The 26,635-nt window shown below is 71.8% G+C and carries 24 protein-coding genes; 14 read left to right on the forward strand and 10 right to left on the reverse strand.

The annotated features are described in order from the left end of the window. Window positions 1–52 precede the first annotated feature (52 nt). Genes YWW_RS0106900 through YWW_RS28810 form a run of 3 tightly spaced genes read right to left on the reverse strand, consistent with a single transcriptional unit; the run spans window position 53 to window position 4,367 of the window. Window positions 53–1,312 carry a hypothetical protein gene (locus YWW_RS0106900; protein WP_026929540.1) on the reverse strand — a complete coding sequence of 420 codons (1,260 nt, stop codon included), beginning with the start codon at window positions 1,310–1,312 and terminating at the stop codon, window positions 53–55. After that, the gene (locus YWW_RS28805) at window positions 1,309–2,688 is read right to left on the reverse strand and encodes a hypothetical protein (RefSeq protein ID WP_051325466.1); all 1,380 of its coding nucleotides are present in this window, start codon (window positions 2,686–2,688) and stop codon (window positions 1,309–1,311) included. Before YWW_RS28805 ends, YWW_RS0106900 begins: the two co-directional genes overlap by 4 nt. After that, a complete protein-coding gene (locus tag YWW_RS28810; protein WP_051325467.1) occupies window positions 2,685–4,367 on the reverse strand; it encodes a Wzz/FepE/Etk N-terminal domain-containing protein in 1,683 nt (560 codons plus the stop codon). Before YWW_RS28810 ends, YWW_RS28805 begins: the two co-directional genes overlap by 4 nt. A gap of 216 nt (window positions 4,368–4,583) precedes the next feature. On the opposite strand from YWW_RS28810, the gene YWW_RS33825 reads away from it, so the two are divergent. Next, on the forward strand, window positions 4,584–6,332 hold the full coding sequence (locus tag YWW_RS33825) for a hypothetical protein (protein WP_155829979.1): 1,749 nt from the start codon (window positions 4,584–4,586) through the stop codon (window positions 6,330–6,332). Window positions 6,333–6,347: 15 nt separating this feature from the next. On the opposite strand, the gene YWW_RS0106920 is transcribed toward YWW_RS33825, so the two are convergent. The 3 genes from YWW_RS0106920 to YWW_RS0106930 are packed head-to-tail and all read right to left on the reverse strand — an operon-like array spanning window position 6,348 to window position 7,722. Next, complete coding sequence (locus YWW_RS0106920; RefSeq protein ID WP_051325469.1) at window positions 6,348–6,941, reverse strand: DNA-3-methyladenine glycosylase; 594 nt, start codon at window positions 6,939–6,941, stop codon at window positions 6,348–6,350. Then, window positions 6,938–7,480, reverse strand: coding sequence for a DUF3515 family protein (locus tag YWW_RS0106925; protein WP_026929542.1), 543 nt, complete (start codon window positions 7,478–7,480; stop codon window positions 6,938–6,940). The genes YWW_RS0106920 and YWW_RS0106925 overlap by 4 nt, the downstream gene beginning before the upstream one ends. 8 nt (window positions 7,481–7,488) lie before the next feature. Continuing rightward, window positions 7,489–7,722, reverse strand: a complete 234-nt coding sequence (locus tag YWW_RS0106930; protein ID WP_026929543.1) for an Lrp/AsnC family transcriptional regulator — start codon at window positions 7,720–7,722, stop codon at window positions 7,489–7,491. Window positions 7,723–7,865: 143 nt separating this feature from the next. On the opposite strand from YWW_RS0106930, the gene YWW_RS0106935 reads away from it, so the two are divergent. Continuing rightward, complete coding sequence (locus tag YWW_RS0106935; RefSeq protein ID WP_026929544.1) at window positions 7,866–8,819, forward strand: thiamine-phosphate kinase; 954 nt, start codon at window positions 7,866–7,868, stop codon at window positions 8,817–8,819. An 89-nt stretch (window positions 8,820–8,908) separates the two neighbouring features. On the opposite strand, the gene rpmB is transcribed toward YWW_RS0106935, so the two are convergent. Continuing rightward, on the reverse strand, window positions 8,909–9,100 hold the full coding sequence (gene rpmB / locus YWW_RS0106940; RefSeq protein WP_026929545.1) for a 50S ribosomal protein L28: 192 nt from the start codon (window positions 9,098–9,100) through the stop codon (window positions 8,909–8,911). A 302-nt stretch (window positions 9,101–9,402) separates the two neighbouring features. On the opposite strand from rpmB, the gene YWW_RS0106945 reads away from it, so the two are divergent. The 9 genes from YWW_RS0106945 to rnc all read left to right on the forward strand — a co-directional run bounded on the left by YWW_RS0106945 (window position 9,403) and on the right by rnc (window position 18,009). After that, entirely contained in the window at window positions 9,403–10,503 is a 1,101-nt protein-coding gene (locus YWW_RS0106945; protein ID WP_155829981.1) for a hypothetical protein, read from the forward strand. 63 nt (window positions 10,504–10,566) lie between these two features. After that, entirely contained in the window at window positions 10,567–12,150 is a 1,584-nt protein-coding gene (locus YWW_RS0106950; protein WP_051325470.1) for a DAK2 domain-containing protein, read from the forward strand. A 71-nt stretch (window positions 12,151–12,221) separates the two neighbouring features. After that, window positions 12,222–14,435, forward strand: a complete 2,214-nt coding sequence (gene recG / locus YWW_RS0106955) for an ATP-dependent DNA helicase RecG (protein WP_026929548.1) — start codon at window positions 12,222–12,224, stop codon at window positions 14,433–14,435. Window positions 14,436–14,457: 22 nt separating this feature from the next. Beyond that, window positions 14,458–15,015, forward strand: a complete 558-nt coding sequence (rsmD, locus tag YWW_RS0106960) for a 16S rRNA (guanine(966)-N(2))-methyltransferase RsmD (protein WP_026929549.1) — start codon at window positions 14,458–14,460, stop codon at window positions 15,013–15,015. After that, a complete protein-coding gene (coaD, locus tag YWW_RS0106965; protein ID WP_026929550.1) occupies window positions 15,012–15,503 on the forward strand; it encodes a pantetheine-phosphate adenylyltransferase in 492 nt (163 codons plus the stop codon). Before rsmD ends, coaD begins: the two co-directional genes overlap by 4 nt. 63 nt (window positions 15,504–15,566) lie before the next feature. Then, a complete protein-coding gene (locus tag YWW_RS0106970; RefSeq protein WP_035697987.1) occupies window positions 15,567–16,079 on the forward strand; it encodes a hypothetical protein in 513 nt (170 codons plus the stop codon). Between the two features lie 218 nt (window positions 16,080–16,297). Next, complete coding sequence (locus YWW_RS0106975) at window positions 16,298–16,873, forward strand: YceD family protein (RefSeq protein ID WP_026929552.1); 576 nt, start codon at window positions 16,298–16,300, stop codon at window positions 16,871–16,873. Between the two features lie 27 nt (window positions 16,874–16,900). Further along, window positions 16,901–17,074 carry a 50S ribosomal protein L32 gene (gene rpmF, locus YWW_RS0106980; RefSeq protein WP_026929553.1) on the forward strand — a complete coding sequence of 58 codons (174 nt, stop codon included), beginning with the start codon at window positions 16,901–16,903 and terminating at the stop codon, window positions 17,072–17,074. A 218-nt stretch (window positions 17,075–17,292) separates the two neighbouring features. Then, window positions 17,293–18,009: a ribonuclease III gene (gene rnc, locus YWW_RS0106985; protein ID WP_155829983.1), complete on the forward strand. Its 717-nt coding sequence runs from the start codon at window positions 17,293–17,295 to the stop codon at window positions 18,007–18,009. A gap of 3 nt (window positions 18,010–18,012) precedes the next feature. Here the strand turns inward: rnc and mutM are convergent, their stop codons facing one another. From mutM to YWW_RS33835, 3 genes are all read right to left on the reverse strand, one after another. Beyond that, complete coding sequence (gene mutM / locus YWW_RS0106990) at window positions 18,013–18,876, reverse strand: bifunctional DNA-formamidopyrimidine glycosylase/DNA-(apurinic or apyrimidinic site) lyase (protein WP_026929555.1); 864 nt, start codon at window positions 18,874–18,876, stop codon at window positions 18,013–18,015. 23 nt (window positions 18,877–18,899) lie between these two features. Beyond that, complete coding sequence (locus YWW_RS33830; RefSeq protein ID WP_162145921.1) at window positions 18,900–19,475, reverse strand: helix-turn-helix transcriptional regulator; 576 nt, start codon at window positions 19,473–19,475, stop codon at window positions 18,900–18,902. A gap of 461 nt (window positions 19,476–19,936) precedes the next feature. Beyond that, entirely contained in the window at window positions 19,937–20,656 is a 720-nt protein-coding gene (locus YWW_RS33835) for a CAP domain-containing protein (protein WP_051325472.1), read from the reverse strand. A 315-nt stretch (window positions 20,657–20,971) separates the two neighbouring features. On the opposite strand from YWW_RS33835, the gene YWW_RS0107005 reads away from it, so the two are divergent. From YWW_RS0107005 to ftsY, 3 genes are all read left to right on the forward strand, one after another. Beyond that, window positions 20,972–21,160: a hypothetical protein gene (locus YWW_RS0107005; RefSeq protein WP_026929557.1), complete on the forward strand. Its 189-nt coding sequence runs from the start codon at window positions 20,972–20,974 to the stop codon at window positions 21,158–21,160. Between the two features lie 467 nt (window positions 21,161–21,627). Next, window positions 21,628–25,185 (forward strand): chromosome segregation protein SMC, encoded by a 3,558-nt coding sequence (smc, locus tag YWW_RS0107010; protein WP_026929558.1) that lies wholly within the window; start codon window positions 21,628–21,630, stop codon window positions 25,183–25,185. Between the two features lie 292 nt (window positions 25,186–25,477). Next, a complete protein-coding gene (gene ftsY / locus YWW_RS0107015) occupies window positions 25,478–26,614 on the forward strand; it encodes a signal recognition particle-docking protein FtsY (RefSeq protein ID WP_026929559.1) in 1,137 nt (378 codons plus the stop codon). Window positions 26,615–26,635 lie beyond the last annotated feature (21 nt).

The following is a 26,635-nucleotide window of genomic DNA, read 5'->3' on the forward strand; positions in this document are numbered from 1 at the left end:
ATCGCGCTGCCGCGCGCCGTGCTTCATGCATCGCGCTGCCGCGCGCCGTGCTTCATGCATCGCGCTGCCGCGCGATGTGCCTCAGCAGCGTCGGCAGCAGCCAGCGGCCGAGCGCCCCCAGCGCCGCCCCGGCCTGCTCGGCCTGGTCGCTCATGTAGCGCGCCGCCAGGTCCACCAGGTACAGCAGCGTCGTCGGCTCCGCCTCCGAAGGCGCCACCCCCATGGGCGCCAGCACCGCCGAGGCGTTGGCCGCCAGCAGCAGCACCGCCGTCGTCGGATCCACCTGGTGGGTCACGATGTCCTCTTGGAGCCGGTAGTGGACCGCGTCGAAGCCGTACGGGACGCCGATCTCGAACCGCTCCAGGTCCCACAGGTAGATCAGCTCCGCGCTCTCGCGGGTGTTCCACGGCGACCAGTCGCCGTGCCAGGCCCCGAAGGTCAGCTCCACGCGGGCGAAGCGGTCCAGGAGCGTCGTCCCGGCCGCCACCAGCGTGTCGACGTCGGTGTCGCACTCCCCGCTCGGGCCGAGCCCGGCCGACCGGCTCCGCGCCGCCAGCGACGCCAGCCTGGCCCGGAGCCGCGCGGCGTAGTCCGACTCGCCCAGCGGCGACCGCACCGTTCCGGCGACCTCCGCCAGCTCGCGCATCGCCGCGATCCTGGGGGCGCTGCCGCGGTCGGCGGGCTCCGTCCAGGCAGGGAGCGCCGAGGTGACCATGAGGTTGTGGCCGCGCCAGGTCCCCGCGTGCAGCAGCGCCGGGACGCGGAGCGTGCGCAGCTGCCCGAACTCGCCGAGCCGCCGTGTCGCCGCCGTCTCGGCCTCCACGAGTTCGCGCGTCAGCTCGTTGACGCCGAGCTTGGCGAAGGCGACGGTCCGCGCCTCGCCGTCGAGGATCTGAAGCACCGGTTTGCGGTTCGCCCTCGCCGGGCCGATGTGGATGCTCAAGTGGACCTCGTGGCCGAGCACCGCGCCGAGATGGTCGTCGATGCCCTCGGACGCCGACACCTGGAGGCGGTGCGGCAGCAGCAGCCGGTCCAGACCCAGACGCAGCGCCCACACCGCGGCGTCGCGCTTGACGCGGGCGGCCCGCGCGGCCGGCCTGGAGTACCGCGACAGCGCCCCGGCGGCGACCTTCCGGTTCGAGGCCGGGATCAGCACCCGCGGCTTGCGCCGGTTCGGCACGACGATGTACGGGCGCGACTCGCCCGCGGCCGATGCGGACCGGTCCGGTCCCGGATACAGCTGGTCGACCACCTCGGCGAGATAGGTGGCGCGCCGACGCAGGTCGTCGGCGGTCTGCAGGGCTCTGCTCATGACTTCTCCGTAGTCGTTCCCAGTGGCACCGGTGTTCGGTTGGCGGCGAGGAGCACATAACTGAGAAGGGTGAGCAGGAGCGGAGTGACCAGGGCGTTGTAGTAGAACATCGAGAGCAGCGACAGCCCGATGACCGCCGAGCCGGCGATGCCGACCGCGGAGTGGTCGGATCTGAAGCGCCACAGCACGCTCAGGGCGAAGCCGAGGTAGGCGACGGTCCCGGCGACGCCGTGGGCGAACAGGACCTGCCACAGCTGGCCGTTGCCCCCCAGCGTGCGGGCCCCGCACCGCGGGCATTCCGGCGTGGGCCCCACGGCGATCGACTCCCCGGAGCCGAGCGTCTTGCGGGTCGAGCCGAAGCCCAGCACGGGGGAGTGGCGCAGCACCAGTTCGGTGGCGGTCTCCGAGGAGAAGGCCCGCCCATCGTCGGAGTGGCCGTTGTCGAGCCGCGCCTGCACGACAGTCCCCAGTGGTGTGAGCATCACCAGCAGGACGGCGGCGATCCCGGCGCCGCCGAGCGCGGCGAGCCCTGCGGGCCTGCCGGAGACGAGCAGCCGCAGGGCCGCGAAGACCGCGATCGCGGCCAGGCCCAGCCACAGCCCCCGGTTCATCGAGTACACGGCCGGGACGAGCGAGACCACCAGGAGCGCGGTGGCCGCGATGCGCCAGCGCGTCGCCACCGGCAGGCAGAACGCGGCCACGACGAGCCACACGACGGTGATGGCGAAGTTGTTGCCCCAAGTGTTGGTGTAGCCCCACGGCGCGGCCGGACGCGGCGTCTCGTACCCGAGGAAGTCCATGGTCTGGGCGGCCGACGGGTGGACCAGCGACTGCACGAAGCCGTCGGCGGCCACCGACTTCGGCAGCAGCGCCTCCACCGGCGAGGTGTACTCGAAGCCGCCCGCGAAGGTCCCGAGCAGGCCCCCGGCGACGGTGACGACGAACAGCCACGCCAGCAGCCGGATGAGCCGCTCCTTGGGGTAGCGGCCCTCGGCGACGAGGTTGTAGGCCCACAGGACGATGAGCGTGACGCAGCAGTAGAAGCCGAGCCGGAAGGTCGCGCCCGGCAGGTTGGAGATCCACGAGCCGGGGACGGTGCCGGGCGGGTCGACGCCCAGGTGCGCCAGGCTGAGCGCGACGGCCAGGAGGAACAGCAGCCACCAGCCGAAGGCCGGCGGGACGGCGATGCTCCTGCGCCGCAGCAGGTGCACGGCGCCGACGGCGGCCACGAACGGGATGACGAGGACGCCCATGCCCAGCGCCCACCACAGCGGGTAGGCGGCGAGCAGCCAGGTGAGCGAGCGGCCCTCCCGCGAAGACGGCGGAGGCCCCGGCGGGGCGCCCCGGGCGGCTCTCGCCGCTCCGGTGAGGGTCATCGCGTCTCTGCCGCGGGCCGCCGCGACCTCGCGCCGTCGACCGGCACGGGTGCATCGGAGCGGCCCGGCGCGTCGTCGACCGCTTCGAGCGAGTCGGTGGGCGTCTCGTCGGCCGACATGCCCGACCCGGTGCCGCGCCGCGAGCGCGGGAGCTCGCGCGTCTGCCCGCCGGGCATCGGCACGTTGCCCATGGGGCCCAGCGAGCTCGGCAGCAGGACCGCGCCGAGCAGCGGCGTGTCGATCTGGCGCATCGCGACCGAGGCGGCCGAGGTCTCCGAGACCGAGTCGCGCTGCGACTGGACGGCGAGGATGACCGCGTCGGCGTGCGCGGCCAGCAGCTGGGCGTCGGCCGAGCACGACAGCGGCGGCGCGTCGACGATGACGAACCGCCCCGCCTCGGCGAGCTTCGCGAAGGTCGCGGCGGCGGCCTCGCTGGTGGGGCCCGCGGCCCGCGCGGCGGCGCCGGGGCCGACGACGGACAGGATCGGCTGCCTCGGGGCGGCCTGCATGGCCTCGGAGAGGTCGACGCGGCCCGACCACACGTCGGCCAGGCCGGGGACCGGCTCGGTGCCGAACAGTTCGGGCAGGCCGACGGTGGTGCTGGGGTTGGCGGCGACGGCGGTGACGCGGTCACCGGCGCGGGCCATCGCGGTGGCGAGGTTCGCGGCGACGACGCTGGCCGCCGGGCCGGGCGCCACCCCGGCGACGACCACGACGCGCTGCTCGCCGGTGAGCTGGGAGGAGATGACGTTGCGCATCTGGGAGAAGACCCGGCCGCCGGGGCTGTAGGCCCCGAAGACCTCGCGCCGCTGGAACTTGACCGACTTCGGCACCGAGCCGAGGACGTCGGTCTCGCACCGCTCGACCAGGTCGGCGGGGTAGCAGACGCGGCGGGCCAGGCGGTGCCTGGCCCAGGCGAGCATGAGGCCGAGCGGCAGCCCCGCGCCGAACGCGGCGGCGAGGTTGAACAGCGGGTTCGGTGAGACCGGCGAGTCGGGCAGGGTGGGCTGGTTGATGATCCGTCCGGCGGTGACGGCGCTCTGCTCGGCCTCCAGGGCGGCGATGTGGGATTCGAGCTCGCCGGCCTCGCGGTTCAGGTTGTCCAAGGTGGATTCCAGGGCGGTGGGGTCGTCCCCGTCGTCGAGCGAGGCCAGTTGGTCTTCGACGCCGCCGATCTCGGTGTCGAGGGCGTCGAGGCTGGTCTGCGTGGCGGTGATCGAGCCTTCGAGCGAGGCCGTGGCCGCCGCCATCCGGTGGGCGAGGTAGGCCTCGCTGAAGGCGACGGTGCCCGCGCGGGCGGTCTCGGGGTCGGCGGCGCGGAAGCTGATCTTCAGCACCGAGGTGTTGGGCGGCACGGTGACCGAGACCTGTTGGGACAGCTCGTCGGCGGGCGGGCCCTCCAGGCGCTCGGCGGCGGCCTGGGCGACCTCGGTGGACTTGACGAGCTGGGCCTCGGTGTCGAGGTTGATCTGCCCGGCGGTGCGGGCGCCCGCGACGTCGGTGTCGGTGGCGGTGGGCATCACCAGGACCGAGGCGGTGGACTCGTACACCTTCTCAGTGGCCGCGGTGTAGCAGATCCCGGCCGCGAGGGCGACGGCGACGGTGCCGACGATGAGCCACCATGAGCGGCGGGCGATGATGCCGTAGTCGGCGAGCGTACGGGCGGCAGGGGTCCTCAACGCGAAAGCCTTTCTCATTCATGGGATCTCGCCCCTCTAACGAGTCAAGGCAGGGAAAGGTGACGGGCGGGACGGAATATCACTGATGCGAGAGGTTCCAATGTGCCAAGAAATCTGTTAAAACCATTATGTTCGCTAACATGTGGGATCACGGTATTTGAGCGTGTGTCACGACGGTGCTCCCGTGTGGCCGGACGAAGCGAGGTGGGGGCGAAGATGAGCAAGTCGCACAGGCAGCGGGGACTGACACTGAGGACGGGCCGGGGCCTCGTCGCGCTGCTGGCCGCCGTCCCGCTGGTCCTGGCCGGATTCCTCGCGGGATACGGCGTCGGCGCCGACCACGGCGGCACCACCCCCACCGTGCCCGCCTGGGACCAGGTGCCAGGCCAGGCCGACCACGAACCGGTCGCCGCCACCTTCACCGCCAGCGCCGTCGACGGCTCCGCCCCGGCCGAGCCGAGCGCCCTGCCCGTCGGCAACGGCTCGGGCCTGGGCATCACCGTCACCCACCTCCAGTTCGCCGTCGACGAGTCCACAGTGACGCCCGAGCACACCGCGGAGCTGCGCCTGCCGGTGCTGACGCCGCCCGGCGGCGAGGACATGATGATCGAGGTTTCCTCGGTCCACGCCGTCTCGTGCCTGTGCTCGCTCACCGCCGACACCGCCCCGCCCTACGGCCGCGTCTGGGACACCGCCATGGTCGACGCCGCCACCACCGAGGTCGTCTTCGACGTCACCGGCGCCATCGACGCGCCCGGCCGCTACGGCTTCGCGATCTCCACGCCCGACACCGACGGCTACCTCGAATTCGAAGGGCTGAACATCGACGGCCAGGGCCCGAGGCTGCGCACCGTCCCCGTGCCCGAGACGCCCGCCGCGCCCGAGACGCCGACGGCTCCCGGCCAGCCCAGCCAGATCGCGAGCCCCAGCCCGTCGCCCACCGCCGACGCGCCCTCCACCGCGGAGCCGAGCCCCGACCCGCTCGCCCCCTTCACCCCCGAAGCGGGCCAGGCCGCGGGCAACCTCGGCACCTGCACCACCGACGAGAAGCTCGTCCCCAGCTGCGGCGCCCTCGTCGGCGCCGCCGCCGGCGGCCACACCGACCGCCCTAAAGAGGAGGCGTTCCTCGAGTTCGAACAGGACGCCGCGCACCACCAGCAGATCTACCACGCCTACGAGCGGGCCGACGGCCGCCTGTTCCCCACGCCCGAGCAGATCGAGCTCACCGAGGACCCCGAGCACCCGCGGACCCTGTTCATCAACTGGAAGCCGCAGATGGCCGAGTGGGCCGAGATCGCCGCCGGAGACCCGAAGGTCGACGACTACCTCACCCGCCTCGCCGAGCACATCAAGGCGAACTTCGACAAGCCGTTCTTCTTCACCGTCCACCACGAGCCCGAGAACGACGTCGTCGACCGGGAGGGCTCGGGCATGGAGGCGGGCGACTACGCCGCGATGTTCCGCTACGTCGTTGAGTTCCTGCGCGGCCAGGGCGTCGACAACCTCGTCACCGTCATGAACTACATGGGCTACCTGAAGTGGGTCAGCGTGCCCTGGCACGGCGAGCTCTACCCCGGCGACGACGTCGTCGACTGGATCGGCGTGTCCGGCTACGGCCAGTCCCTCGCGGACGACGGCCACTCCGACTTCACCGAGATCGTCGACCAGACCAAGGACGACTCCTGGCCCGGCTTCTACCACTGGATCGGCCAGACCCACCCGGACAAGCCGATGATGATGGCCGAATGGGGCGTGTTCCACTACGACGAGTACCCGAACCACCAGCAGACCGTCTTCGAGTCCGCCGCCGAGCAGTTCGCGCACTACCCGAGGCTCAAGGCGATCGTCTACTTCTCCTCGCCCGACGCCGAGGGCCGCGACTCCGAGATCCACGTCGACCCCGACGCGCAGCAGGCCTTCCGCGAGCTGATGGACTCGCGCCACTTCGACGTGGTCCTGGAATGAGGCGCTCGGCCCCGTTCACGCCTCGGCGAGGGGCGCCTTCGGGTGGCGCTTGTACGGGGAGACGAACGCGTCGCCGTCGATCCAGAACCGCCACGGCACCTCGGCGGCCTTCGTGATCCCGGTCCGCGGCCCCGTCCGCACCGCGGGCGCGGCGCCGTCGGCCCGCACCGCCCCGACCATGTCGGCGCCGTCGTCGCCGCGGTCCCAGCCCAAGGCCTGCGTCAGCCGTGCCGGGCCCCTCGCCAGGTCCCGGAACGCGACCCGCTCACCGCGCCGGCCCCGGGCCGTCTCGGCGCCGTCGACGACCTCCCCGGCGCGCAGCAGCACCGCCGCGCCGAAGCCCTCCGGTCCACAGGTGAGGTTCGCGCAGTAGTGCATCCCGTAGGTGAAGTAGACGTACAGGTGCCCGGCGGGGCCGAACATGACCGCCGTGCGGGCGGTGCGGCCCCGGAACGAATGCGAGGCCGGATCGTCCTGTCGGTAGGCCTCGACCTCGGTCAGGCGCACCGTCACCCCGTTCGCGGTGACCAGGCATCCCAGCAGCTCGGGCGCCACCGCCACCGCGTCGCGCTCGAAGAAGGACCGGTCGAGCGGCCCGGCCCCGCTCACGAGCAGCCCGACGGCGCGTCCTCGGACACCGGCACCGCCTCGCCGATCGCCCCCGACAGCCCGTTCAGCACGTCCACGGGCTGCTCGTAGTCGGCGGGCACGGCCACGCCCACCGGTATCCGGCGGTCCACGGTGACCCACTCGGTGCCGTCGCCCGCTTCGTCGGTGAACCAGCAGACCCCGTCGAGCATGTACACCACCGCGGTGTCCTCGACCTCCACCGCCTCGGCCCCGCAGGTCGCCACGACCGCCGGATCGCCGTAGGCCAGCACGAACTCCGAGGCGTGCTCCCCGCCCTCGACCGGCCTGGCCGGCAGCTCGGCGACGCTCTCGGGCGCCTGCGCCGTCATCGCCAGGCACACCACGGCGTCCTCGTCGCTCAACCGCGGGACCTCGACGCTCACGGCCGACAGGTCCTCGTCGAAACGGGAGTCCTCGGCGGCGGGCTCGATGAGGTTGAACACGACCACGCCCGCGACCGCGGCCACCGGCACCGCCACGGCCGTGGCCACCACGGCCGGAAGCTTCGCCTTCCCCACGGCGCTCCTCAGAGATGCAGAATCGAACAGGTCAGGGTGCGGGTAACGCCCGCCACCCGCTGGACTCTACTCACCATCTCGGCCACCGGCTGGTCGATGGTGGCGGCCTCGGTGAGGACCACCACGTCGTAAGGGCCGGTGACGGTGTCGACCCGCAGCACGCCGTCGAACTTCGACACGGCCTCGGCCACCCGCCCCGCCATCCCGACCTCGGTCTGGACCAGAATGTACGCCTGCACCATCCACAGGCCTCCCAACGCTAGGGCGATCAGGGGTTCGGCGGCCGGAAGGCGACATCGGCGGGCCTGACCGGCTCACGATCGCCGTTGAGCGAAGATTACGCAGTAAGCCGAAGCCCGTCAACTGCCCGAGACTGGAAGCAACCGTGAGCGAAACCGTCGCCGAAGTCGGAGAATTCCGACTCATCGAGCGCTTCACCAGGCACTTCACCACCACCGACGCCGTCGAGCTGGGGCCGGGCGACGACGCCGCCGTCGTGGCCGCCCCCGACGGCCGGGTCGTCGCCTGCACCGACATGCTCGTCGACGGCCGCCACTTCCGCCGCGACTGGTGCTCGGCGGCCGACGTCGGCCACCGCGCCGCCGCCGCCAACTTCGCCGACATCGCGGCCATGGGCGCCAGGCCCACCGCGCTCCTCGCCGCCGTCTCCGCGCCGCAGGACACGCCCGCCGAATGGCTCGACGGGCTCGCGTCCGGCCTGGCCGCCGAGGCCGCCGGCGTCGGCGCGGCCGTCGTCGGCGGCGACACCACCCGCGGCCCGCAGCTCACCGTCACCGTCACCGCGCTCGGCGACCTCGAAGGCCGAGCGCCGGTCACCAGGTCAGGGGCGCGGCCGGGGGACGTGCTCGCCCTGGCCGGCCGGATCGGCTGGGCCGCGGGCGGGCTGCACGTCCTCTCGCGCGGATTCCGCTCCCCCGGAGCCCTGGTCGGCGCCTACCGGCGCCCGCAGCCGCCGTACGGGGCCGGGCGCGACGCCGCCCTGATGGGCGCGCACGCCATGATCGACGTCTCGGACGGGCTGCTGGCCGACGTCGGCCACCTCGCCGAGGCATCGGGCGTGGCCGTCGACGTCGACACGGCCGCGTTCGACGTCCCCGAGCAGATGGCCAACGCCGCCGAGGCGCTCGGCGCCGACTCGCTCACATGGCTGCTGTCGGGAGGCGAGGATCACGCTCTGGCCGCGGCCTTCCCGCCCGAGGTGATCCTCCCCGAGGGCTGGAGGCGCATCGGCACGGTCGGCGAAGGCGCCGGCGTCACCGTCGACGGCGGCGCCTGGACCGGCCCGGCCGGCTGGGACCACTTCAAGGAGGCGCAGTGAAGAGAGGTGTGCGAAAAGCGCGCGGCGTCCGCCGCGCACGACAAAACGCCGCCGGGCCGAGCCCGACGGCGTGAAGTCTTCATCGTCCCTTAGCGGGTCACCTTGTTGGCCTTGAGGCACGAGGTGCAGACCTTGGCGCGGTGCTTGTTGTCACCGGAGCCAGTCGCGATGCGAATGGTCTGGAGGTTCGGGTTCCAACGACGCTTGGTCTTCTTGTGGGACCACGGGACGTTGTTGCCGAAGCCCGGGCGCTTGCCGCAGACTTCACACACGCTCGACATTTTCCAAACTCCTGCGTTGACGATTCAGCGGCCCGCCCCCACGGCGGGCAACCCGGCAATTCTAACGGACCTGCGGGGCCGCGCCCCCAGCAGGGCCGAGGGGCTGCGTCACAGCCTCACGAAGCCCCGAAAACCGACGTTTCCGACGTACCCCCCGAAGGTTCGCCGAGGTGACGGCCCCGATGCACTGTGGTGGCTGCCGCCGACCGCCGCGGTCGGCCACTCTAGGATTGGTCCGGATCCCGTAGGCTACCCACATACAGTGATGTGCCGATGCCCATATTTTCGTTGGTGAGTCGATCATGAGCAACACCCCGCAGCCGCCGGCCGACGGCTGGCAGCCGCCGCAGTCTCCGCAAGAGCCCCCGGTGTACCGGCCCAATGAGCAGCCTCCCACCGAGGAGCCTCCGCCGTGGTCTCCGGAGAGCCAGCGCGTGTCTCCGCCGAACCAGCAGGTCCCCGTCGAGGACGTCGACGGCACGGTGAAGTACGCCAGCGGACCGGGCAGCCAACCCCAGGCGCCGTTCGGGCCGCCTCCGGGCGTGCCGGTGTCCCCTTTCGACGCCCCGCCGATGCAGCAGCCGGCCCCTCCCCCCGGCATGCCGCCGGTCTCGGGGATGCCGGTCTCCGGCATGCCCCCCGTCTCCGGGATGCCGGCCTCGGGGGTGCCGGTCTCGCCCGGGCAAGGCCAGTTCGGCCCGCAGGGCGGACAGCTGGTCCCCGTCTCCGGAGCGGCCGGGCAGCAGCCGTGGGGCGGCGCCCAGCCGGGCCAGATCCAGCGCAAGAAGAAGAAGGGCGGCAGCAAAGGGCCGCTGTGGGTCCTGCTCGCGGGCGTCGTCGTGATCGCCGCCGCGCTCGGCGTCGGCGGGTTCATCCTGTTCAACCCCACCGACGACGGAGGCTCCGACGACGAGCCGTCCGCCACCATCGAGAGCAACGAGGCCGAGCCCGAGGCCCCCGAAGCGACCCTGGTCGTCAATGAGGCCTCCGGCCTGACCTTCGTCGCGAACGCGGCGTGGTCAGAGTCCGCCGGGGCCCCCGAAGGGACGTTCACCGACGTCACCGGCGTCGCCACGGAGGACGGCTCGTCCCTCGCGTTCGTCGGCGTGATCGACCCGGCCGCGCTCGGCGTCGCCGAGGACGCCTCGGTCGCCGACGCGGCGACCGCCTTCGACAACCTGATCGTCCAGCATCTCGGCGGCGAGATCTCCGGCGACGTCACCGCCAACGACTACCGCATAGACGCACGGCCCGCGGCCTTCCACACCTTCACCGTCGGCGAGACCACGGTGCTGGCGGCCATCATCCAGACCGACGTGGGCTACGTCGGCTTCGCGGGCATCGCGACCGCCGACCAGGTCGAGGCCGTCACGGCGATGCGATCCAGCCTCAGCTTCAACTAGCCGGAGCGATGTCCCGATCGGAGCGGTACCGAAGCGGTCGCCGAACGCGTATCCTGGTGGGCCGTGAAGGCAGACATCCCTGACCACGGCCCCCAGGGCCTCGACGCGGGCGCCATGCGAGCGTGGGCCGCCCGCGGCATCGACACGTTGACGCGCCATCGGCGCGGCGTCGACGAGCTCAACGTGTTCCCCGTCGCCGACTCCGACACGGCGACCAACATGGTCGCCACGCTCCAGGCCGCCTTCCAGGGCGCGACGCCGGACCTGCCGCTGCCCGCGCTGCTCGACGAGGCCGCCGGCCGCGCGCTCCTGTCGGCCCGCGGGAACTCCGGGGTGATCCTCGCGCAGATGCTCCGCGGCCTGGCCGACGCCTGGACGGCCGACGGCGTCGACGCCAAGGGATTCGCCGCCGGGCTGCGCTCGGCCACCGACGCGGCCACCGCCGCCGTCGCGGTGCCCACCGCGGGCACCATCCTCACCGTCGCCGAGGCCGCCTCCTCGGCCGCCGCGAAAGCCGCGCCGTTCGGCCTGGTCTCGGCCGCCCGCGCCGCCGCCGAGGCCGCCGCCGAAGCGGTCGCCGCCACGCCGACGCAGCTGCCCGCGCTGGCCCGCGCGGGCGTGGTCGACGCGGGCGGCCTCGGCCTGGCGCTGCTGCTGGAGGCGCTCGTCGAGACGCTCACCGGCACCGCCTCGACAGGCGCGCTCGACCTGCTCGAAAGCCACCGCACCAGGCCCGCCGGGCCCGTCGAGGAGGTCCCGCGCGAGACCGGTTCGGAGGCCTACGACTACGAAGTGCAGTACCTGCTCGAGTCCTCGGCCGACGCCGCCGCCGACCTGCGGCGGCGCCTGACCGGGCTCGGCGACTCGGTCGTCATCATCGGCTCGCGCGCCGCCCGATCGGCCACCACGTTCAACGTCCACGTCCACGTCAACGACATCGGCGCGGCCATCGAGGCCGGCATCGAGCGCGGCCGGGTCCACCGGATCTCGGTGACCCGCTTCGACGACGCCTACTCGCGCCACCCCACCGGGGATCTGGACCGGGCCGTCGTCGCCGTCACCGCCCGGCCGCAGCTGCGCGGCCTGCTCGAGACCGAGGGCTGCCGCGTGGCCGCCACGGGCGGCGTCGACGACGTGCTGACGGCCATCCGCTCCGGCGGCGGACCGGACGCCGTCGTGCTGGTCGACGACCCGGCCGCGATCGACGCGGTCCGCGAGGCCTCGCGCGCCGCTCGCGGCGACGGCTACCGGGTCGCGGTCATCCCCACCGGATCGATCATGCAGAGCCTGGCCGCGTTCGCCGTGCACGACGCGGAGCGGCCCTTCGACGACGACGTCATCGCCATGGCCGAGGCCGCCGCCGCCTGCCGCACCGGCGAGGTCCGCTACGAGGGCGGGACCGTCCTCGGGCTGGTCGACGGCGACGTCGTCCACACCGGAGCCGACCCGGCCGTCGCCGCCCTCGACCTGGTCGACCGGCTGTGCTCCGCCGGGGCCGAACTCATCACGCTCCTGGTCGGCGCCGAGTCGGATCCCGAAACTGTCACAGCCGTAGGCGATCATGTGGAAAAAGCGTGGCCGCTGGTGGAGATCCAGCAGCTGCCCGCCGGACAGGACCGGCCGCTCATGCTCATCGGAGCCGAGTGACGGCTCCGGGTACGAGCCGCCGGCGGTCGAATCGGCAGTGAGACCGAGTGAGAACAGTGGAGAGGTGACCGTTGACTGTAGGCCTGGACGCCCGCCTGCGAGACGTCGTCGGCGCGAAGACCGCAGCCGCACTCGACAAGGGACTGGGGCTCGAGACCGTCGGAGACCTGCTGTCCCACTACCCGTTCCGCTACGCCCAGCGCGGCGAGCAGACCGACCTCGGCTCCCTGCAGCTCGGCGAGGAGGTCACGATCTTCGCCCAGGTCCGGGCCGCCGTGCAGAAGTCCATGCGCCCCAGGCCCGGCAAACGCAGCGGCAGTTACCTCGAAGTCGTCGTCGCCGACGAGGCCGGCCGCACGCTCACCCTCACCTACTTCAACCAGCCGTGGCGGGTGAAGGAACTCGTCCCCGGCCGCTGGGGCCTGTTCGCCGGGAAGGTCGCCCAGTTCCGCGGCCGCCTCCAGCTGAACTCGCCGCAGTCGCGGATGCTCTCGGACGGCGCCGCCGATTCGGCCGAGGCCGTCGAGGAGTTCGCCGGCGCGCTCATCCCCGTCTACCCGGCCACGGCCGACCTGCCGACCTGGAACATCGGCAAGTGCGTCCAGACCGCCCTGGACCGGCTCGAGACCCCGGCCGACCCGCTCCCGGCCGCGATCCGCTCCCGCCAGCGCCTGATGGACTACGCCACCGCGCTCCACCAGATCCACCGCCCCGAGTCCTTCGAGTCCCTCGGCGCGGCCAAGAAGCGCCTGAAATGGCAGGAGGCCCTGGTCATGCAGGCCGCGCTGGTGCGCCGCAAGGCCGAGGCCGCCGTCGAGCCCGCCACGCCCCGCCCCACAGGCGGAGCGATCCTGGAGGCCTTCGACGCCGCACTGCCGTTCGAGCTCACCGCCGGGCAGCGCCGCGTCGGCGAGGAGATCGCCGCCGAACTCGCCGGAACGCGCCCTCCCGTCTCCCACCACCACCCGAACCAGAGTGAACTCTGCCCTCCTATGCACCGGCTCCTCCAAGGCGACGTCGGCTCCGGCAAGACGCTCGTGGCGCTGCGCGCCATGCTCCAGGTCGTCGCCCACGGCGGCCAGGCCGCGATCCTCGCGCCCACCGAGGTCCTCGCCGGACAGCACCACCGCTCGATCGTCGAGATGCTCGGCGAGCTCGCGCACGGCGGCGAACTGGGCGCCCCGTTGGAGGCCACCCGAGTCGAGCTGCTCACCGGCTCGGCCACCGCCGCGCAGCGCCGCTCCACCCTGGAGGCCGTCAAATCCGGGGAGGCCGGGATCGTCGTCGGCACCCACGCCCTGCTCTACGACGGCGTCGACTTCGCCGACCTCGGCCTCGTCGTCGTCGACGAGCAGCACCGCTTCGGCGTCGAGCAGCGGGACGCGCTGCGCTCCAAGGCCGAACGCCCGCCGCACACGCTCGTCATGACCGCCACGCCGATCCCCAGGACCGTCGCCATGACCGTCTACGGTGACCTGGAGACCAGCCGCCTCACCGAACTCCCCGCCGGGCGCAGCCCGATCGACACGCACGTCGTGCCCTACACCGACCAGCGCTGGATGAACCGCACCTGGACGCGCGTCCGCGAAGAGGTCGCCGCCGGACGCCAGGCCTACGTCGTCTGCCCTCGCGTCGGCGGTGACGACAACGAGGACACCGGCGCGGACGACCGCCGCCCGCCGCTGGCCGTGACCGACACGATCGAGCAGCTCCGCACCGGCCCCCTCCACGGCCTGCGCCTCGGCCTCCTCCACGGCCGCCTCGACGCCGACGAGAAGGACCGCGTCATGCGCGCCTACGCCGCCGGCGACATCGACGTCCTGGTCGCCACCACCGTCATCGAGGTCGGCGTCAACGTCCCCAACGCCACCGCCATGGTCATCCTCGACGCCGAGCGCTTCGGCATCTCCCAGCTCCACCAGCTGCGCGGTCGCGTCGGGCGCGGCAGCCACCCCGGCCTGTGCCTGCTGGTCAGCGAGGCCGCCGAAGGCACCGCCTCCCGCGAGCGCCTCGACGCGGTCGCCTCCACCACCGACGGCTTCGCCCTCGCCGAGCTCGACCTGGAGCAGCGCCGTGAGGGCGACGTCCTCGGTGCCGCCCAGTCCGGCACGAAGTCGCACGTCAAACTCCTGTCGCTGCTGCGCGACGTCGACATCATCGAGGCGGCCAGAGCCGACGCCGTCGAGCTGATCACCGCCGACCCGCGGCTGCGCCAGGAGCCGGCGTTCGCGGCGCTGGTCGACGACCTGGCCGCCGACCGCGGTGAATATCTGGAGAAGGGCTGAGCGGAGTTACAGTGGTAATCCCATGACCAGGATCATCGCGGGCGCCCTCAAGGGCCGCCGCCTCGCCACACCGCCGGGGGACCGCACCCGGCCCACCTCCGACCGGGTCCGCGAGGCGCTGTTCAACTCGCTCGCCCCCGGAGGCGACCTCGAAGGGCTCCGCTTCGCCGACCTGTACGCCGGTTCCGGCGCGGTCGGCATCGAGGCGGTCTCGCGGGGCGCCGAGCACGCCCTGTTCGTCGAGTCCCATCCGCTCACCGCGAAGCTGCTGCGCCGCAACATAACCGAGCTCGCCGTCGAGGACTGCCTGGTGGTCTCCGCCCCGGTCGAGAAGGCGCTCGCCTCGGCGCCGCAGGAGCCCTACGACATCGTCTTCGCCGATCCGCCGTACGCCGTGACCGACCAGGCGATCGCCGCGATGCTCGAGGCGCTGGTCGAACACGACTGGCTCGCCCCCGACGCCGACGTCGTCGTCGAGCGCGCCGGTCGCGACGCGAGCGTGCCGTGGCCCGCGAAGATCGCAGAAGACCGCGTCCGCCGCTACGGGACCACCGCTCTTTGCTACGGTCACCGGCTGTGAAACCTGAATCTCGGCACGCCGTCTGTCCCGGATCATTCGATCCGGTGACGTACGGTCATCTCGACATCATCCGCCGCACCTCACAGCTGTACGATGAGGTGTGGGTCGCGGTCTTCCACAACGCCTCGAAGAACGCGGTGTTCACCGTCGAGGAGCGGCTGGAGCTCCTTCGTGAGACCACGGCCGACATCCCGAACGTCCGAGTGGCGTCGTTCCGAGGGCTGGTCGTCGACTTCTGCGCGGAACACAGAGTCGGCGTCATCGTCAAAGGAGTTCGCGCCGTGTCAGACTTCGACTACGAACTGCAAATGGCCCAGATGAACTACGGTCTGAGGGGCATTGAGACGGTGATGATGCCCACCAATCCGCTGTACTCTTTCCTTTCGTCCTCGATGGTCAAAGACGCGGCAAAGTGGGGCGGCGACATCTCCCCCCATGTGCCGGAAATCGTCCAAAGGCGACTGGTGGAACGCATGAGTCAGGATTGAGCAGTAATTCCTGGCCCGATACGGGACAATAACCCCATGACAGATATCGACGGGAGCAAATCGGTGGGTTCGCTCGACAGGATCGAAGAGATCATCGCCTATGTGGAGGCGGCCAAGGCCGTCCCGATGTCCCGCGCCTGCAAGGTCGATCGGGCCGAGCTCATCGCGATGCTGGAGGAGCTCCAGAACGAGCTCCCGGGCGACATCCGCCGCGCCGAGGCCATGCTCCAGGAACGCGACAAGATCATCGAGGCCGGAGAGCGCGAGGCCGAGCGGATCATCTCCGAAGGCGAGGCCGAGCACGCCAGGCTCGTCTCGCGCCACGAGGTGACGGTCTCGGCCGAGCACGAAGGCAACCGCATCATCTCCGAGGCCCGCGGCGAGGCGCAGCGGCTGCGCGACGAGGTCGACGAGTACGTCGACACGACGCTCGCGAACTTCGAGCAGTTCCTGCACCGGGCCCTCTCGGGCGTCGAGCGGGGCCGCGACAAGATGCACACGCTCCGCGAGATCGGCTCCTTCGCCCCCCACCAGGCCGAAGAGGCCGAGGACGAGCGCCCGCTCCCGCAGATCTGACGGCCCGCCCGCGGCCCGCGTGGGAGCCCGGCTCGACGTCGCACTGCCGACGGCTCCGCGTCCCATCGCGCCGTCGGCCCGCGGCCGCCCCGTCGCCGTCTGATCGAGCGTTTCGCCGCCGCCGCCCACCTGCTTGGGCATGCCCGCGACGCTGAGGTAACATTGTCGGTCGGCCTCGATCGAGGCACATCTCCCTGACGAAGGACTGCCGTTCACCGATGACTGACACTGCCCTGGATCCCGCCGCTCCGCTGGTGGTCGACACCGCGGAACTCGGGCGTAGCGCAGGCGCGACCATGAGGGTCGAGCGCGAGGTCGCCGCACCCGAGGCGTTCGGTCCTGACGTGTTCCGGGTCCCCGAGTCGTCGCCGCTGTCCGTCGACGTCACCCTCACCTCGGTGAGCGAAGGCGTCCTCGCCGACGGCGACGTCGAGGCCACCGCCGAGGGGGAGTGTGCGAGGTGCCTCGCACCCGTCGAGGACACTCTCAGGGTCCGCGTACAGGAGCTGTACGCTTATGAAGGCTCCGTCACCGAAGAGACCACTGACGCCGACGAGATTCTGCGGCTCCAGGGGGATCTGCTCGATCTGGAGCCCGCGGTTCGGGACGCGCTGGTGCTGGCGATGCCGGTCACCCCGCTGTGCCGACCTGACTGCCCGGGGCTGTGCGCCGAATGCGGCGTCCCCTGGGACGAACTGCCCGACGACCACCGTCACGAGACGGTGGACCCGCGTTGGGCGGCATTGGAGAAGTTGCGGTCAGTCGACGCCGAGAGCGACGACAGGCCCGAGTAGCACAGCGTACAAGTATGGAGTTCTGAAGTGGCTGTTCCGAAGCGTCGTATGTCGCGTAGCAACACCCGGCACCGCCGTTCGCAGTGGAAGGCTGCGCCGGTGCGACTGGTCGAGTGCCCGCAGTGCCACGCCAAGAAGCGCGGCCACCAGGTCTGCGAGGTCTGCGGCACGTACAAGGGCCGTCAGGTCCTCGAGGCTTAAGCGGGGGCAAGGGTCCGCTCGGGCCCGGGCGGACCGCCTCAGAACCGATCACCGATCCCATGCTCGGCTCGCCGAGCTCGACCGGCCCCGTCGCAAGCTCGCTTCGCGAGCTCCGCCGACGGGCCGGCTCCTCACCAGGACCGGTGACCCGTCCTGAGACGGCCTCCACGGCCCGGCCCGGCTGACGTCTCCATATGTCCATCCTGGGTGGGAGGCTCATGGGCGACAAGGCAGTTCAGCATTTCGAAGCAGTGTTCGGGGTCCGCGACATCGACCCCGAACTGCTGCGTCTCGCCCTGACCCACCGGTCCTACGCCTACGAGCACGGCGGCATCCCCACGAACGAGCGCCTCGAGTTCCTCGGCGACTCGGTGCTGAGCCTGGTCATCACCACCGCGCTGTACGGCAACCACCCCGAACTGCCCGAAGGGCAGCTCGCCCGGCTGCGGGCCTCGGTGGTGAACATGAAGGCCCTGGCCGCCGTCGCGCGGCGCATGGGGGCGGGCGGCATCGGCCCGCACCTCTACCTCGGCAAAGGCGAGGAGTCCTCCGGCGGGCGGAACAAGAACTCGATCCTGGCCGACGCCGTGGAGGCGCTGCTCGGCGCGGTGTACCTCCAGTACGGCGTCGAGACCGCCAAGCGGGTGGTCCACCACTTCTTCGACCCGCTCATGGAACGCGCCGCCGGGCAGGGCGCCGCCCTGGACTGGAAGACCAGCCTCCAGGAGCTCACCGCCGACTCCGGCCTCGGCGTCCCCGAGTACCGGATCAGCGAGTCCGGGCCCGACCACGCCAAGGAGTTCACCGCCTGGGCCGTCGTGGCCGGCGAGGAGTTCGGCGAGGGCACCGGCGGCTCGAAGAAGGACGCCGAGCAGATCGCGGCCGAGCTGGCCTGGCGGGTGCTCTCGGAGCGCCTCGGCGTCAAGCAGCGCTGAGCCTCAGCGCTGGCACTTCGGGCAGTAGTGCGCCGAGCGGTCGCCGATGACCTCCCGGCGGATCGACGTGCCGCACCGGCGGCACGGCTGCCCCGCGCGGCCGTACACCGCGAGCTCCCGCGAGAAGTACCCCGACTCGCCGTTGACCCGCACATAGAGCGGGTCGAACGAGGTCCCGCCCGCTTCGAGGGCCTCCTCCAACACGGCCCGGACGTGCCCGAGCAGCTCCATGGCCTTCCGCTGCGAGATCCGCTCCCCGAGCCGTCGCCCGCGGATCCCGGCCCGCCACAGCGCCTCGTCGGCGTAGATGTTGCCCACGCCGCTGATCCAGCCCTGGTCCAGCAGCGCCTTCTTCACCTCGATGCGCCGCGAGCGCAGCCTGGCCGCGCACCGCTCGGCGTCGAACTCCGGCTCGAACACGTCCGGCGCGATGTGGCCGAGCGTCTTCGGCACCGTCCCGTCGTGGTCGGTGACCTCGAGGAAGCCGAAGGTCCGCTGGTCGACGAACCACAGCTCGCGCTCGTCAGCGAACCGCACGCGGACCCGCAGGTGCCGGTGCGCCTCCGCGCCGGCGTCCATGACGCGGAACTGCCCGCTCATGCCCAGATGGCACACCAGGACCCGGTCGCCTCCGGGGAGCTCGCCGGCCGAGGACGGCTCGGCGTCGAGATGCAGCCACATGAACTTCCCGCGCCGCCCGCTGCCGGTGACCGTCAGCCCGCGCAGGCACGCGGCGAAGTCGTCGACGCCCGCCGCGTGGCGTCGGACCGACCTCGGGTTGTACACCTCGACGGCGCTGATGAGCCCGCCGCGGAAGGCCGCGTCGACCCCGCGGCGGACCGTCTCGACTTCGGGAAGTTCAGGCACCGCTCAATTATGCGCGGGCCGCTTCAACTGAGCTGCGGGTGCTTCTCCCGGACCGGTTCCAGGCCGTAGTTGATCGCGAAGGCGATCGCCGCCAGGCGCGAGTTCACGCCGAGCTTGCCCAGGACGTTCTGGACGTGGGAGCGGACCGTGGAGACCGACACGCCCATCGCGTCGGCCATGTGGCTGGTGGCCTCGCCTCGGACGATGCGGCGCAGCACGTCGTCCTCCCGCGGGGTGAGGTGGTGCGCCAGCTCATGCGCGTCCTGCGCGCCGAGGAGCGGCGCGGGTTGGAGGGCGGCCCGGAGAAGCTGCGGATCGTAGTACGGGGGGCTGGCGATCCCCTGGTCGATCGCTTTGAGCAGGTCTTTCGGCAGGATATGGGTGCACGCTATCCCGGCGGCGGCCACCGAGACGGCCTTGCGCAGGACGGAACCGTCGTCGCGGTCCGTGATGAGGAACACCGGTCTTCTACAGTCGGTCAGGATTCTGCTCCTGGAGACAGCCTCCAGGGCGACCAGACAGCATTCGACGTGCTCTGCGGTGGCGAGCGCCTTGGCGTTCGTCGCCTCGATGGCGATGTCGCCTCGGCGGTGGAGCAACGGTCGAATGCTGGCTGAGAACACCTGATTGGGGTCGTACAGCATTACACGCACGGCCTGCACCTCATCCTTCAGGTTTTTGGTCGCCTCCCCAGTTGCGCGCCGGTTCAGGCGGCTATCCCAGAATGACCGTTTGTAATCGCCGAGTCCAGCTTTGAGTCAGATGGCCGACACAAGTGGGTATGAAACGGCTCCAAGCTGCGATAATGCGAATCCGGCTTGTTGCGGACGGTGACCGCCGCGCCGGCTCGACACCGGGCCGGGGCCGCACGATCGCCTGGTGGGTCTGCCACGCGGTCGACGAGGCCCCGGCCCGGTCCGTGACGGTGCCCCGGGAAGACGGCTCCGCGCCGTGGGCCTGTGCCGCCCGTCCGGCCGCCTCGTCAACGCCCCCCCGGGCCGCCGTGCCGTCCGTTCGGCTTCCTCCGTCAGCCCCTGGGCCCTCTGTTCGGCTTCCTCCGTCAGCCGAAGTTCTGCACCCAGTACATGGTGTACGCGGAGCCTTCGACCTCGGCGACGCCGACGCCGATGACGTCGTAGTCGCAGTTCAGGATGTTCGCGCGGTGGCCTTCGGAGTTCATCCAGGCCTCCATGACCTCGGAGACGTCGCGATGCCCGGCGGCGATGTTCTCACCGACGCCGCCGCTGTAGCCCTGCTCGGCGGCGCGATCCGAAGGGCTGCGCCCGTCGAGCGAGGTGTGGCTGAAGTAGTCGTTGTTCCCCATGTCCTCGGCGTGGAGGCGCGCGGTGGTGTCGAGGGTCGCGTTGCTCTCCACAGCGCCGCAACCGGCTTCGGCCCGCTCGCTGTTGACGGCGGCGACGAGGGCCTCTTCCGTGGTGCGGTCCGGATCGGGCTCGGGCTCGTCGTCGTCCTCATCGGGCTCCGATTCGGACGACGGCTCGTCGTCCGTCGGCGCCGCGCTCGTGGGCTCCTCTTCGGCGGCCTGCGGCTGGACGGCGGAGTCGCCGATCTGGAGCTCTGGCGGCGCGCCGTCCGGGGTCTCCGCGACCTCCGCGGCGGTCTCGCCGTCACCCGAAGCGGTGGTCTCGCCGAGTGGCGAGTCGAGCGCCCACAGTGAAGTGGCCGCCGCGCCGAGTCCGCAGGCCAGAAGGATCACGAGGAACGTCCGGCGTCGGCTCTCGGCGGGGTCGCGATGGAGCCCGCCTCTGGGTCTGCTCATCGGGGTGTGGTGAACTCGTTACGGGAAGTTGTGTGAGGTATGTTCCGATTTTCAGGCACACTACCAGGCGCGGAAACGTCGCGCGAGCCACGCGGTGTGACCCCTGTCGAATCCATGGGGCAAAGCCTGTGTAAAGCTTGACGAGAACCGTCGTGTAGGCGGATGATGTGAGAGACGGCCGGCGTTCACGAGCCGTGCTCCACCGGTCCCGCCGGGGCAACTGGCTCTTGCGGCAAAAATTCACTCAGCTATATGCGACGTTATTTATGGTGCGTACACCACCGTCACCAAACGACGCGATCGCAAGGAGAAACTATGGCGAAAGCCCTCTACGGCCACATCGGCCAGGCACCGAACAAGCGCCTGCTCGAAGAAGTGGTCCAGCTACGTGCGCGAGTACGCAACCTCGAGACCGAGCTCGCCGAGCTTCGCGCTCGCGAGAGCGAGGTACAGCACGACGAAGCCGAGGAGTTGATGCGGCTGCAAGAGCCCGCGTTGACTTAGCCGTCACTCGCACAACGGAACATCAGCGCGCCAGCTGTACGACAGCCGGCGCGCATCGTCGTCTCCGGGCCGACTTCGCCGCCGACACCCCCTCGCATCAGCGCATTCGCCTCCGCCGCACCGAGCTTTTGAGACAAGGGCCTTCGCCGCGGCCTTGTGGAAAGCGTTTGACGGCGAACGGCGTCCACCGCTGCGAAGCATCCGACCGGCCCCGACCCCGCGCCCAGTCCTCACCGCTTGCAGCGCGCCTCCGTTGGAAAGCGCTTGACGGCGAACGGGTTCCGACGCCTCCAAGCCATCCCCGTCCCCCCGAGCCGCGCCGCCGAGCTCCGCGAACGTCCACCTCCGCCGGCCCGCCGCCCCTTCCCACGGGCGGCCGCCGCGGGTCGATATGCCCGTTGCCGTCGGGGCCGCCTTGTAGTCTTGGACCGACCCAGCCACGCAGAGCCGCGCCACGGAGTTGACCGTTGTACCTCAAGAGCCTCACGCTGAAGGGCTTCAAGTCCTTCGCCTCGGCCACGACCCTGCGCTTCGAACCGGGCATCACCTGCGTCGTCGGCCCCAACGGCTCCGGCAAGTCCAACGTCGTCGACGCCATCGCCTGGGTCCTCGGCGAGCAGGGCGCCAAATCCCTGCGCGGCGGCAAGATGGAGGACGTCATCTTCGCCGGTACCACCGGCCGCCCCGCCCTCGGACGCGCCGAGGTCACCCTCACCATCGACAACACCGACGGCGCCATCCCCATCGACTACACCGAAGTCTCCATCACCCGCCGCATGTTCCGCTCCGGTGAGGGCGAGTACGAGATCAACGGCGACCGCTGCCGCCTCCTCGACGTCCAGGACCTCCTCTCCGACGCCGGCATCGGCCGCGAGATGCACGTCCTGGTCGGCCAGGGCAAGCTCGACTCCTACCTCCACGCCCGCCCCGAGGACCGCCGCTCCTTCATCGAGGAGGCCGCAGGCGTCCTCAAGCACCGCAAACGCAAGGAGAAGGCCCTCCGCAAGCTCGAAGGCATGCAGGGCAACCTCGACCGGCTCTCCGACCTCACCGCCGAGCTGCGCCGCCAGCTCAAACCCCTCGGCCGTCAGGCCGAGCTCGCCCGCCGCGCCCAGACCATCCAGGCCGACCTGCGCGAAGCCCGCCTGCGCCTCCTCGCCGACGACCTCCACAGCCTGCGCACCGACATCGCCAAGGACCTCGCCGACGAAGAGGCCCTGCGCGAACGCAAGGCCGTCCTCGCCGAGGAGCACGGACGCCTCGCCGCCCACATCGGCGAGATCGAGACCGCCCACGCCGCCGACAAGCCGCGCCTGGCCCGCCTTCAGGAGACCTGGTACCGCCTCCAGGCCGTCGCCGAGCGCCTGCGCTCCACCGCCCAGCTCGCCGCCGAGCGCCGCCGCTACCTGTCCGAGGACACCGGCGACGACCGCCTCGGCCGCGACCCGGAGGTGCTGGAGACCGAGGCGCAGCGCATCCGCGAGCAGGAGATCGAACTGCGCGAGGGCATCGCCGAGGACTCCGAGCGCCTCGCCGCCGCCGTCGAGACCCGCGAGGAGACCGAAGCGGCCCTGTCCGAAGCCGAGCAGCGGATCGTCGGCGCCGTCAAGGCCGCCGCCGAGCGCCGCGAGGCCCTCGCGAAACTGCGCGGGCGCGTCGACTCCCTGCGCTCACGCACCGCCGCCGCGGCCGAGGAGCTCGAACGGGCCTCCGTCGCGCTCGCCGAGGCCAAGGAGCGAGCCGAGACCGCCGCCGAGGCCGTCGCCGAAGCGGAAGCCGAAGACGAGGCGGTCGAGGCCGCCACCGAGTTCGACGAGCAGGACACCGCCGCGAAGGCCCGCGTCGCCGCCGCCAAGGCCGAAGTCGACCGGCTCACCGAGGCCGAACGCGCCGCCGACCGCGACGCCTCCCAGTGGACCGCCCGCGAAGAGGCCCTCGCCGTCGGCCTGCGCCGCAAGGACGGGGCGGCCGCGCTCCTCGCCCGCGGCGAGGCCGTTCCCGGCATGCTCGGCTCCGTGGCCGCCCTGCTCACCGTCGAACCCGGCTACGAGGCCGTCCTCGCCGCCGCGCTCGGCCGCCTGGCCGACGCCATCGCCGTCACCGACGCCACCGGAGCCGCCGCGGCCCTCCGGGTCCTGCGCGACGAGGACGGCGGCCAGGCCTCCTTCCTCTACGCGCACGGCCTCATCGAGCACGGTGCCGCCGCTGCGGTGCCGCCGCGGTTCAAGGCCGTCGCCGACACCGTCTCGGCCCCCGCCGAACTCGCCGGCGCCGTCCGCGCGGTCCTGGCCGGCATGGTCGTCGCCGAGGACCTCGACGACGCCCGCGCCGTCGTCACCGCCCACCCCGAGCTCACCGCCGTCACCCGCGACGGCGACGTCCTCGGCGCCGCCGCCGCCCACGGCGGTTCGGCGAAGGCCCAGTCCTACATCGAGATCCAGGCCGCCGTCGACGAGGCCCGCGACCGCAAGATCGCCGCCGAATCCCTCGCCGCCCAGCTGCGCGAACAGCTCGACGAGGCCCGCGAGGTCCTCACCGGGGCCGAAGCCGCCGCCGAGGAGATCCGCGCCGCCCGGCGCCAGGCCGAGGCCGCTCACAACGCCGCAAGCCGCCGCCTCGCCGAGCTCGGCGCCGCCGCCCGCAGCGCCGAAGCCGAGGTCGCCCGCCTCGCGCAGGCCAGAGAGCGCGCCCAGAACGCCCGCGAGACCGACACCGCCGGCCTGGCCGAGCTCGAGGTGCAGCTCGAAGAGCTCGAAGCCTCCCCCGAGGTCGAAGAGCCCCCCACCGACAAGCGCGACGCGCTCGCCCGCGAACTCGACGCCGCCCGGCAGAACGAGATGGAGACCCGCCTGGCCGTCCGCACCGCCGAAGAGCGCGCCTCGGCGCTCGCCGGACGCGCCGACACCCTGGCCCGCCAGGCCCAGTCCGAGCGCGCCGCCCGCGCCCGCGCGCAGGCCCGCCGCGCCGCGCGGGCCCGCGGCGCCGCCGTCGCCGCCCTCGTCGCCGAGGCCGCCGAGACCGCGGGCGTCCACCTCACCGACTCCCTCGAAACCGCCGCCATCGAGCGCGACACGATCGCCGCCGACCAGGCCCGCCGCGAAGCGCAGCTCGCCGAGCTGCGCGAACGCGCGAACACCACCGCCGCCGAGCTCGAGCGGATCACCTCCGCGGCCCACCGCGACGAGGTCGCCCGCGCCGAGCAGCGCCTGCGCATCGAGCAGCTCGAAGAGAAGGCCGGCGCCGACTTCGGCGTCGACATCGAGACACTGCTCGGCGAGTACGGGCCCGAGCAGCCCGTCCCGCCCAGCGCCGAGGATCTCGCCAAGGCCGAGGAGAAGGGCCGGCCCGAGCCCGGGCCGCGCCCGTTCGACCGGGCGATCATGGAGAAGCGCGCCGCCAGAGGCGAGCGGGAGCTCAAACTCCTCGGCAAGGTCAATCCGCTCGCGCTCGAGGAGTTCGCCGCGCTCGAGGAGCGCTACAAGTTCCTCGGCGAGCAGCTCGAGGACGTCAAGAAGACCCGTGCCGACCTGCACCACGTGGTCAAGGAGGTCGACGAGCGCATCCAGACCGTCTTCGCCGAGGCCTACGCCGACACCGCCCGCGAGTTCGAGCACGTCTTCCAGACGGTCTTCCCCGGCGGGGAGGGGCGCCTGATCCTGACCGAGCCCGACGACCTGCTCCACACCGGCGTCGAGGTCGAGGCCCGGCCGCCCGGCAAGAAGGTCAAGCGGCTCTCGCTGCTCTCCGGCGGGGAGCGGTCCCTGACGGCGCTGGCGCTGCTGTGCGCGATCTTCCGGGCCCGTCCCAGCCCGTTCTACCTCATGGACGAGGTCGAGGCCGCGCTCGACGACGTCAACCTCGGCCGCCTGCTCGATCTGCTCGTCCAACTCCAGGAGAACTCGCAGCTGCTGGTCATCACCCACCAGAAGCGCACGATGGAGATCGCCGACGCCCTCTACGGCGTGACGATGCGCTCCGGCGTGACACAGGTGATCAGCCAGAAGTTCACCAAGGAAGAGGTCTGACCGCCGTACGGCGGCACGCGCGGTGAGAACCCCGCGAACGGCGGGCGCGAGCGGCACCGGGGAGTCGGGGCGGGGGAGCGCCGGTGCGGCCCATGGGCCCCACGAGCGGTGCCCCGCACGGTGCCTCGGCCCGCGGATCGTGAGAGAACCGCACGGCTCACGCGTACCGCGGACCACCTCGCCACGGTGAGGCCTGCGAGCCGTACATCGGCACCTCGGCGAAGCTGGCGAGCCGTCACTCGGGGTCGCCAGTACAGTGGTGGAGCACTGCGACTTCCTGGAGGGTGAAACCGTGGACAACCTGTGGATCTGGCTCGTGGCGGCGATCGTCCTCGTGGCGGCCGTCGTCGGCGGGGTGCTGCTCGCGCGCCGATCCGGGTCGAAGGCCGTCGAGGCCGAACCGACGGCGGAACCGGCGGTCGAAGCTGAGCCCGAGGCGAAGCCGACGGCGGAACCGGAGACCCGGCCGGCCGCTCCCGCGATCGAGACCCCAGCGCCGACGGCCGGACGCCTGGTGCGGCTGCGGTCGCGGCTGTCCCGCTCCAACAACGCCCTCGGCAAGGGCCTGCTGGCGCTGCTGTCGAGCGACAGGCTCGACGACGACGTGTGGGAAGAGGTCGAGGACACGCTCCTCGGCGCCGACGTCGGCGTCACCGACACCACCCAGATCGTCGAGCGCCTCCGCGAGCGCGTCAAGGTCCTCGGCACCCGCAGCCCCGCCGATCTGCGCGCCCTGTTGACCGAGGAGCTCACCACCGCGCTCGAACCCGAGCTCGACCGCTCCGTCGCCACGGCCTCCCCCTCCGGAGAGGGCCCGGCGACGGTCATGGTCGTCGGCGTCAACGGCTCGGGCAAGACCACCACCTGCGGCAAGATCGCGCGGGTCCTCATCGCCGACGGCCACACCGTCATCCTCGGGGCCGCCGACACCTTCCGCGCCGCCGCCGCCGAGCAGCTCGAGACGTGGGGGAGCCGCGTCGGCGCCAAGGTGGTCCGCCGCGGCGAGGGCGCCGACCCCGCCTCGGTGGCCTTCGACGCCGTCAAGGCGGGCGCCGACGAGGGCGCCGACGTCGTCCTGGTCGACACCGCCGGGCGCCTCCAGAACAAGACCGGCCTGATGGACGAGCTCGGCAAGGTCAAGCGCGTCGTCGAGAAACAGGGCCCGGTGGCCGAGACGCTGCTGGTCCTGGACGCGACCACGGGCCAGAACGGACTCCAGCAGGCCAAAGTGTTCGGTGAGGTCTGCCAGATCACCGGCGTGGTGCTCACCAAGCTCGACGGGACCGCCAAGGGCGGGATCGTCATCGCGGTTCAGCGGCAGTTGGGGGTACCGGTTAAGCTGGTCGGACTCGGGGAGGGTCCGGATGACCTGGCCCCGTTCGAAGTAGAAGAGTTCGTCGGCGCCATCGTCGACGGCACCGAAGGCTGATTGACACCACGGCGGGCACTG

It is taken from the genome of Glycomyces tenuis DSM 44171 (genome assembly GCF_000427885.1).
GTDB lineage: Bacteria > Actinomycetota > Actinomycetes > Mycobacteriales > Micromonosporaceae > Glycomyces > Glycomyces tenuis.

What these genes read in the sequence shown, in the direction of transcription:
- YWW_RS0106900 (WP_026929540.1), bottom strand. Translation starts at nt 1,312, where the DNA reads ATGAGCAGAGCCCTGCAGACCGCCGACGACCTGCGTCGGCGCGCCACC.
- YWW_RS28805 (WP_051325466.1), bottom strand. Translation starts at nt 2,688, where the DNA reads ATGACCCTCACCGGAGCGGCGAGAGCCGCCCGGGGCGCCCCGCCGGGG.
- YWW_RS33825 (WP_155829979.1), top strand. Translation starts at nt 4,584, where the DNA reads ATGAGCAAGTCGCACAGGCAGCGGGGACTGACACTGAGGACGGGCCGG.
- YWW_RS0106930 (WP_026929543.1), bottom strand. Translation starts at nt 7,722, where the DNA reads ATGGTGCAGGCGTACATTCTGGTCCAGACCGAGGTCGGGATGGCGGGG.
- rpmB (WP_026929545.1), bottom strand. Translation starts at nt 9,100, where the DNA reads ATGTCGAGCGTGTGTGAAGTCTGCGGCAAGCGCCCGGGCTTCGGCAAC.
- YWW_RS0106945 (WP_155829981.1), top strand. Translation starts at nt 9,403, where the DNA reads ATGAGCAACACCCCGCAGCCGCCGGCCGACGGCTGGCAGCCGCCGCAG.
- rsmD (WP_026929549.1), top strand. Translation starts at nt 14,458, where the DNA reads ATGACCAGGATCATCGCGGGCGCCCTCAAGGGCCGCCGCCTCGCCACA.
- YWW_RS0106975 (WP_026929552.1), top strand. Translation starts at nt 16,298, where the DNA reads ATGACTGACACTGCCCTGGATCCCGCCGCTCCGCTGGTGGTCGACACC.
- rnc (WP_155829983.1), top strand. Translation starts at nt 17,293, where the DNA reads ATGGGCGACAAGGCAGTTCAGCATTTCGAAGCAGTGTTCGGGGTCCGC.
- YWW_RS33835 (WP_051325472.1), bottom strand. Translation starts at nt 20,656, where the DNA reads ATGAGCAGACCCAGAGGCGGGCTCCATCGCGACCCCGCCGAGAGCCGA.
- YWW_RS0107005 (WP_026929557.1), top strand. Translation starts at nt 20,972, where the DNA reads ATGGCGAAAGCCCTCTACGGCCACATCGGCCAGGCACCGAACAAGCGC.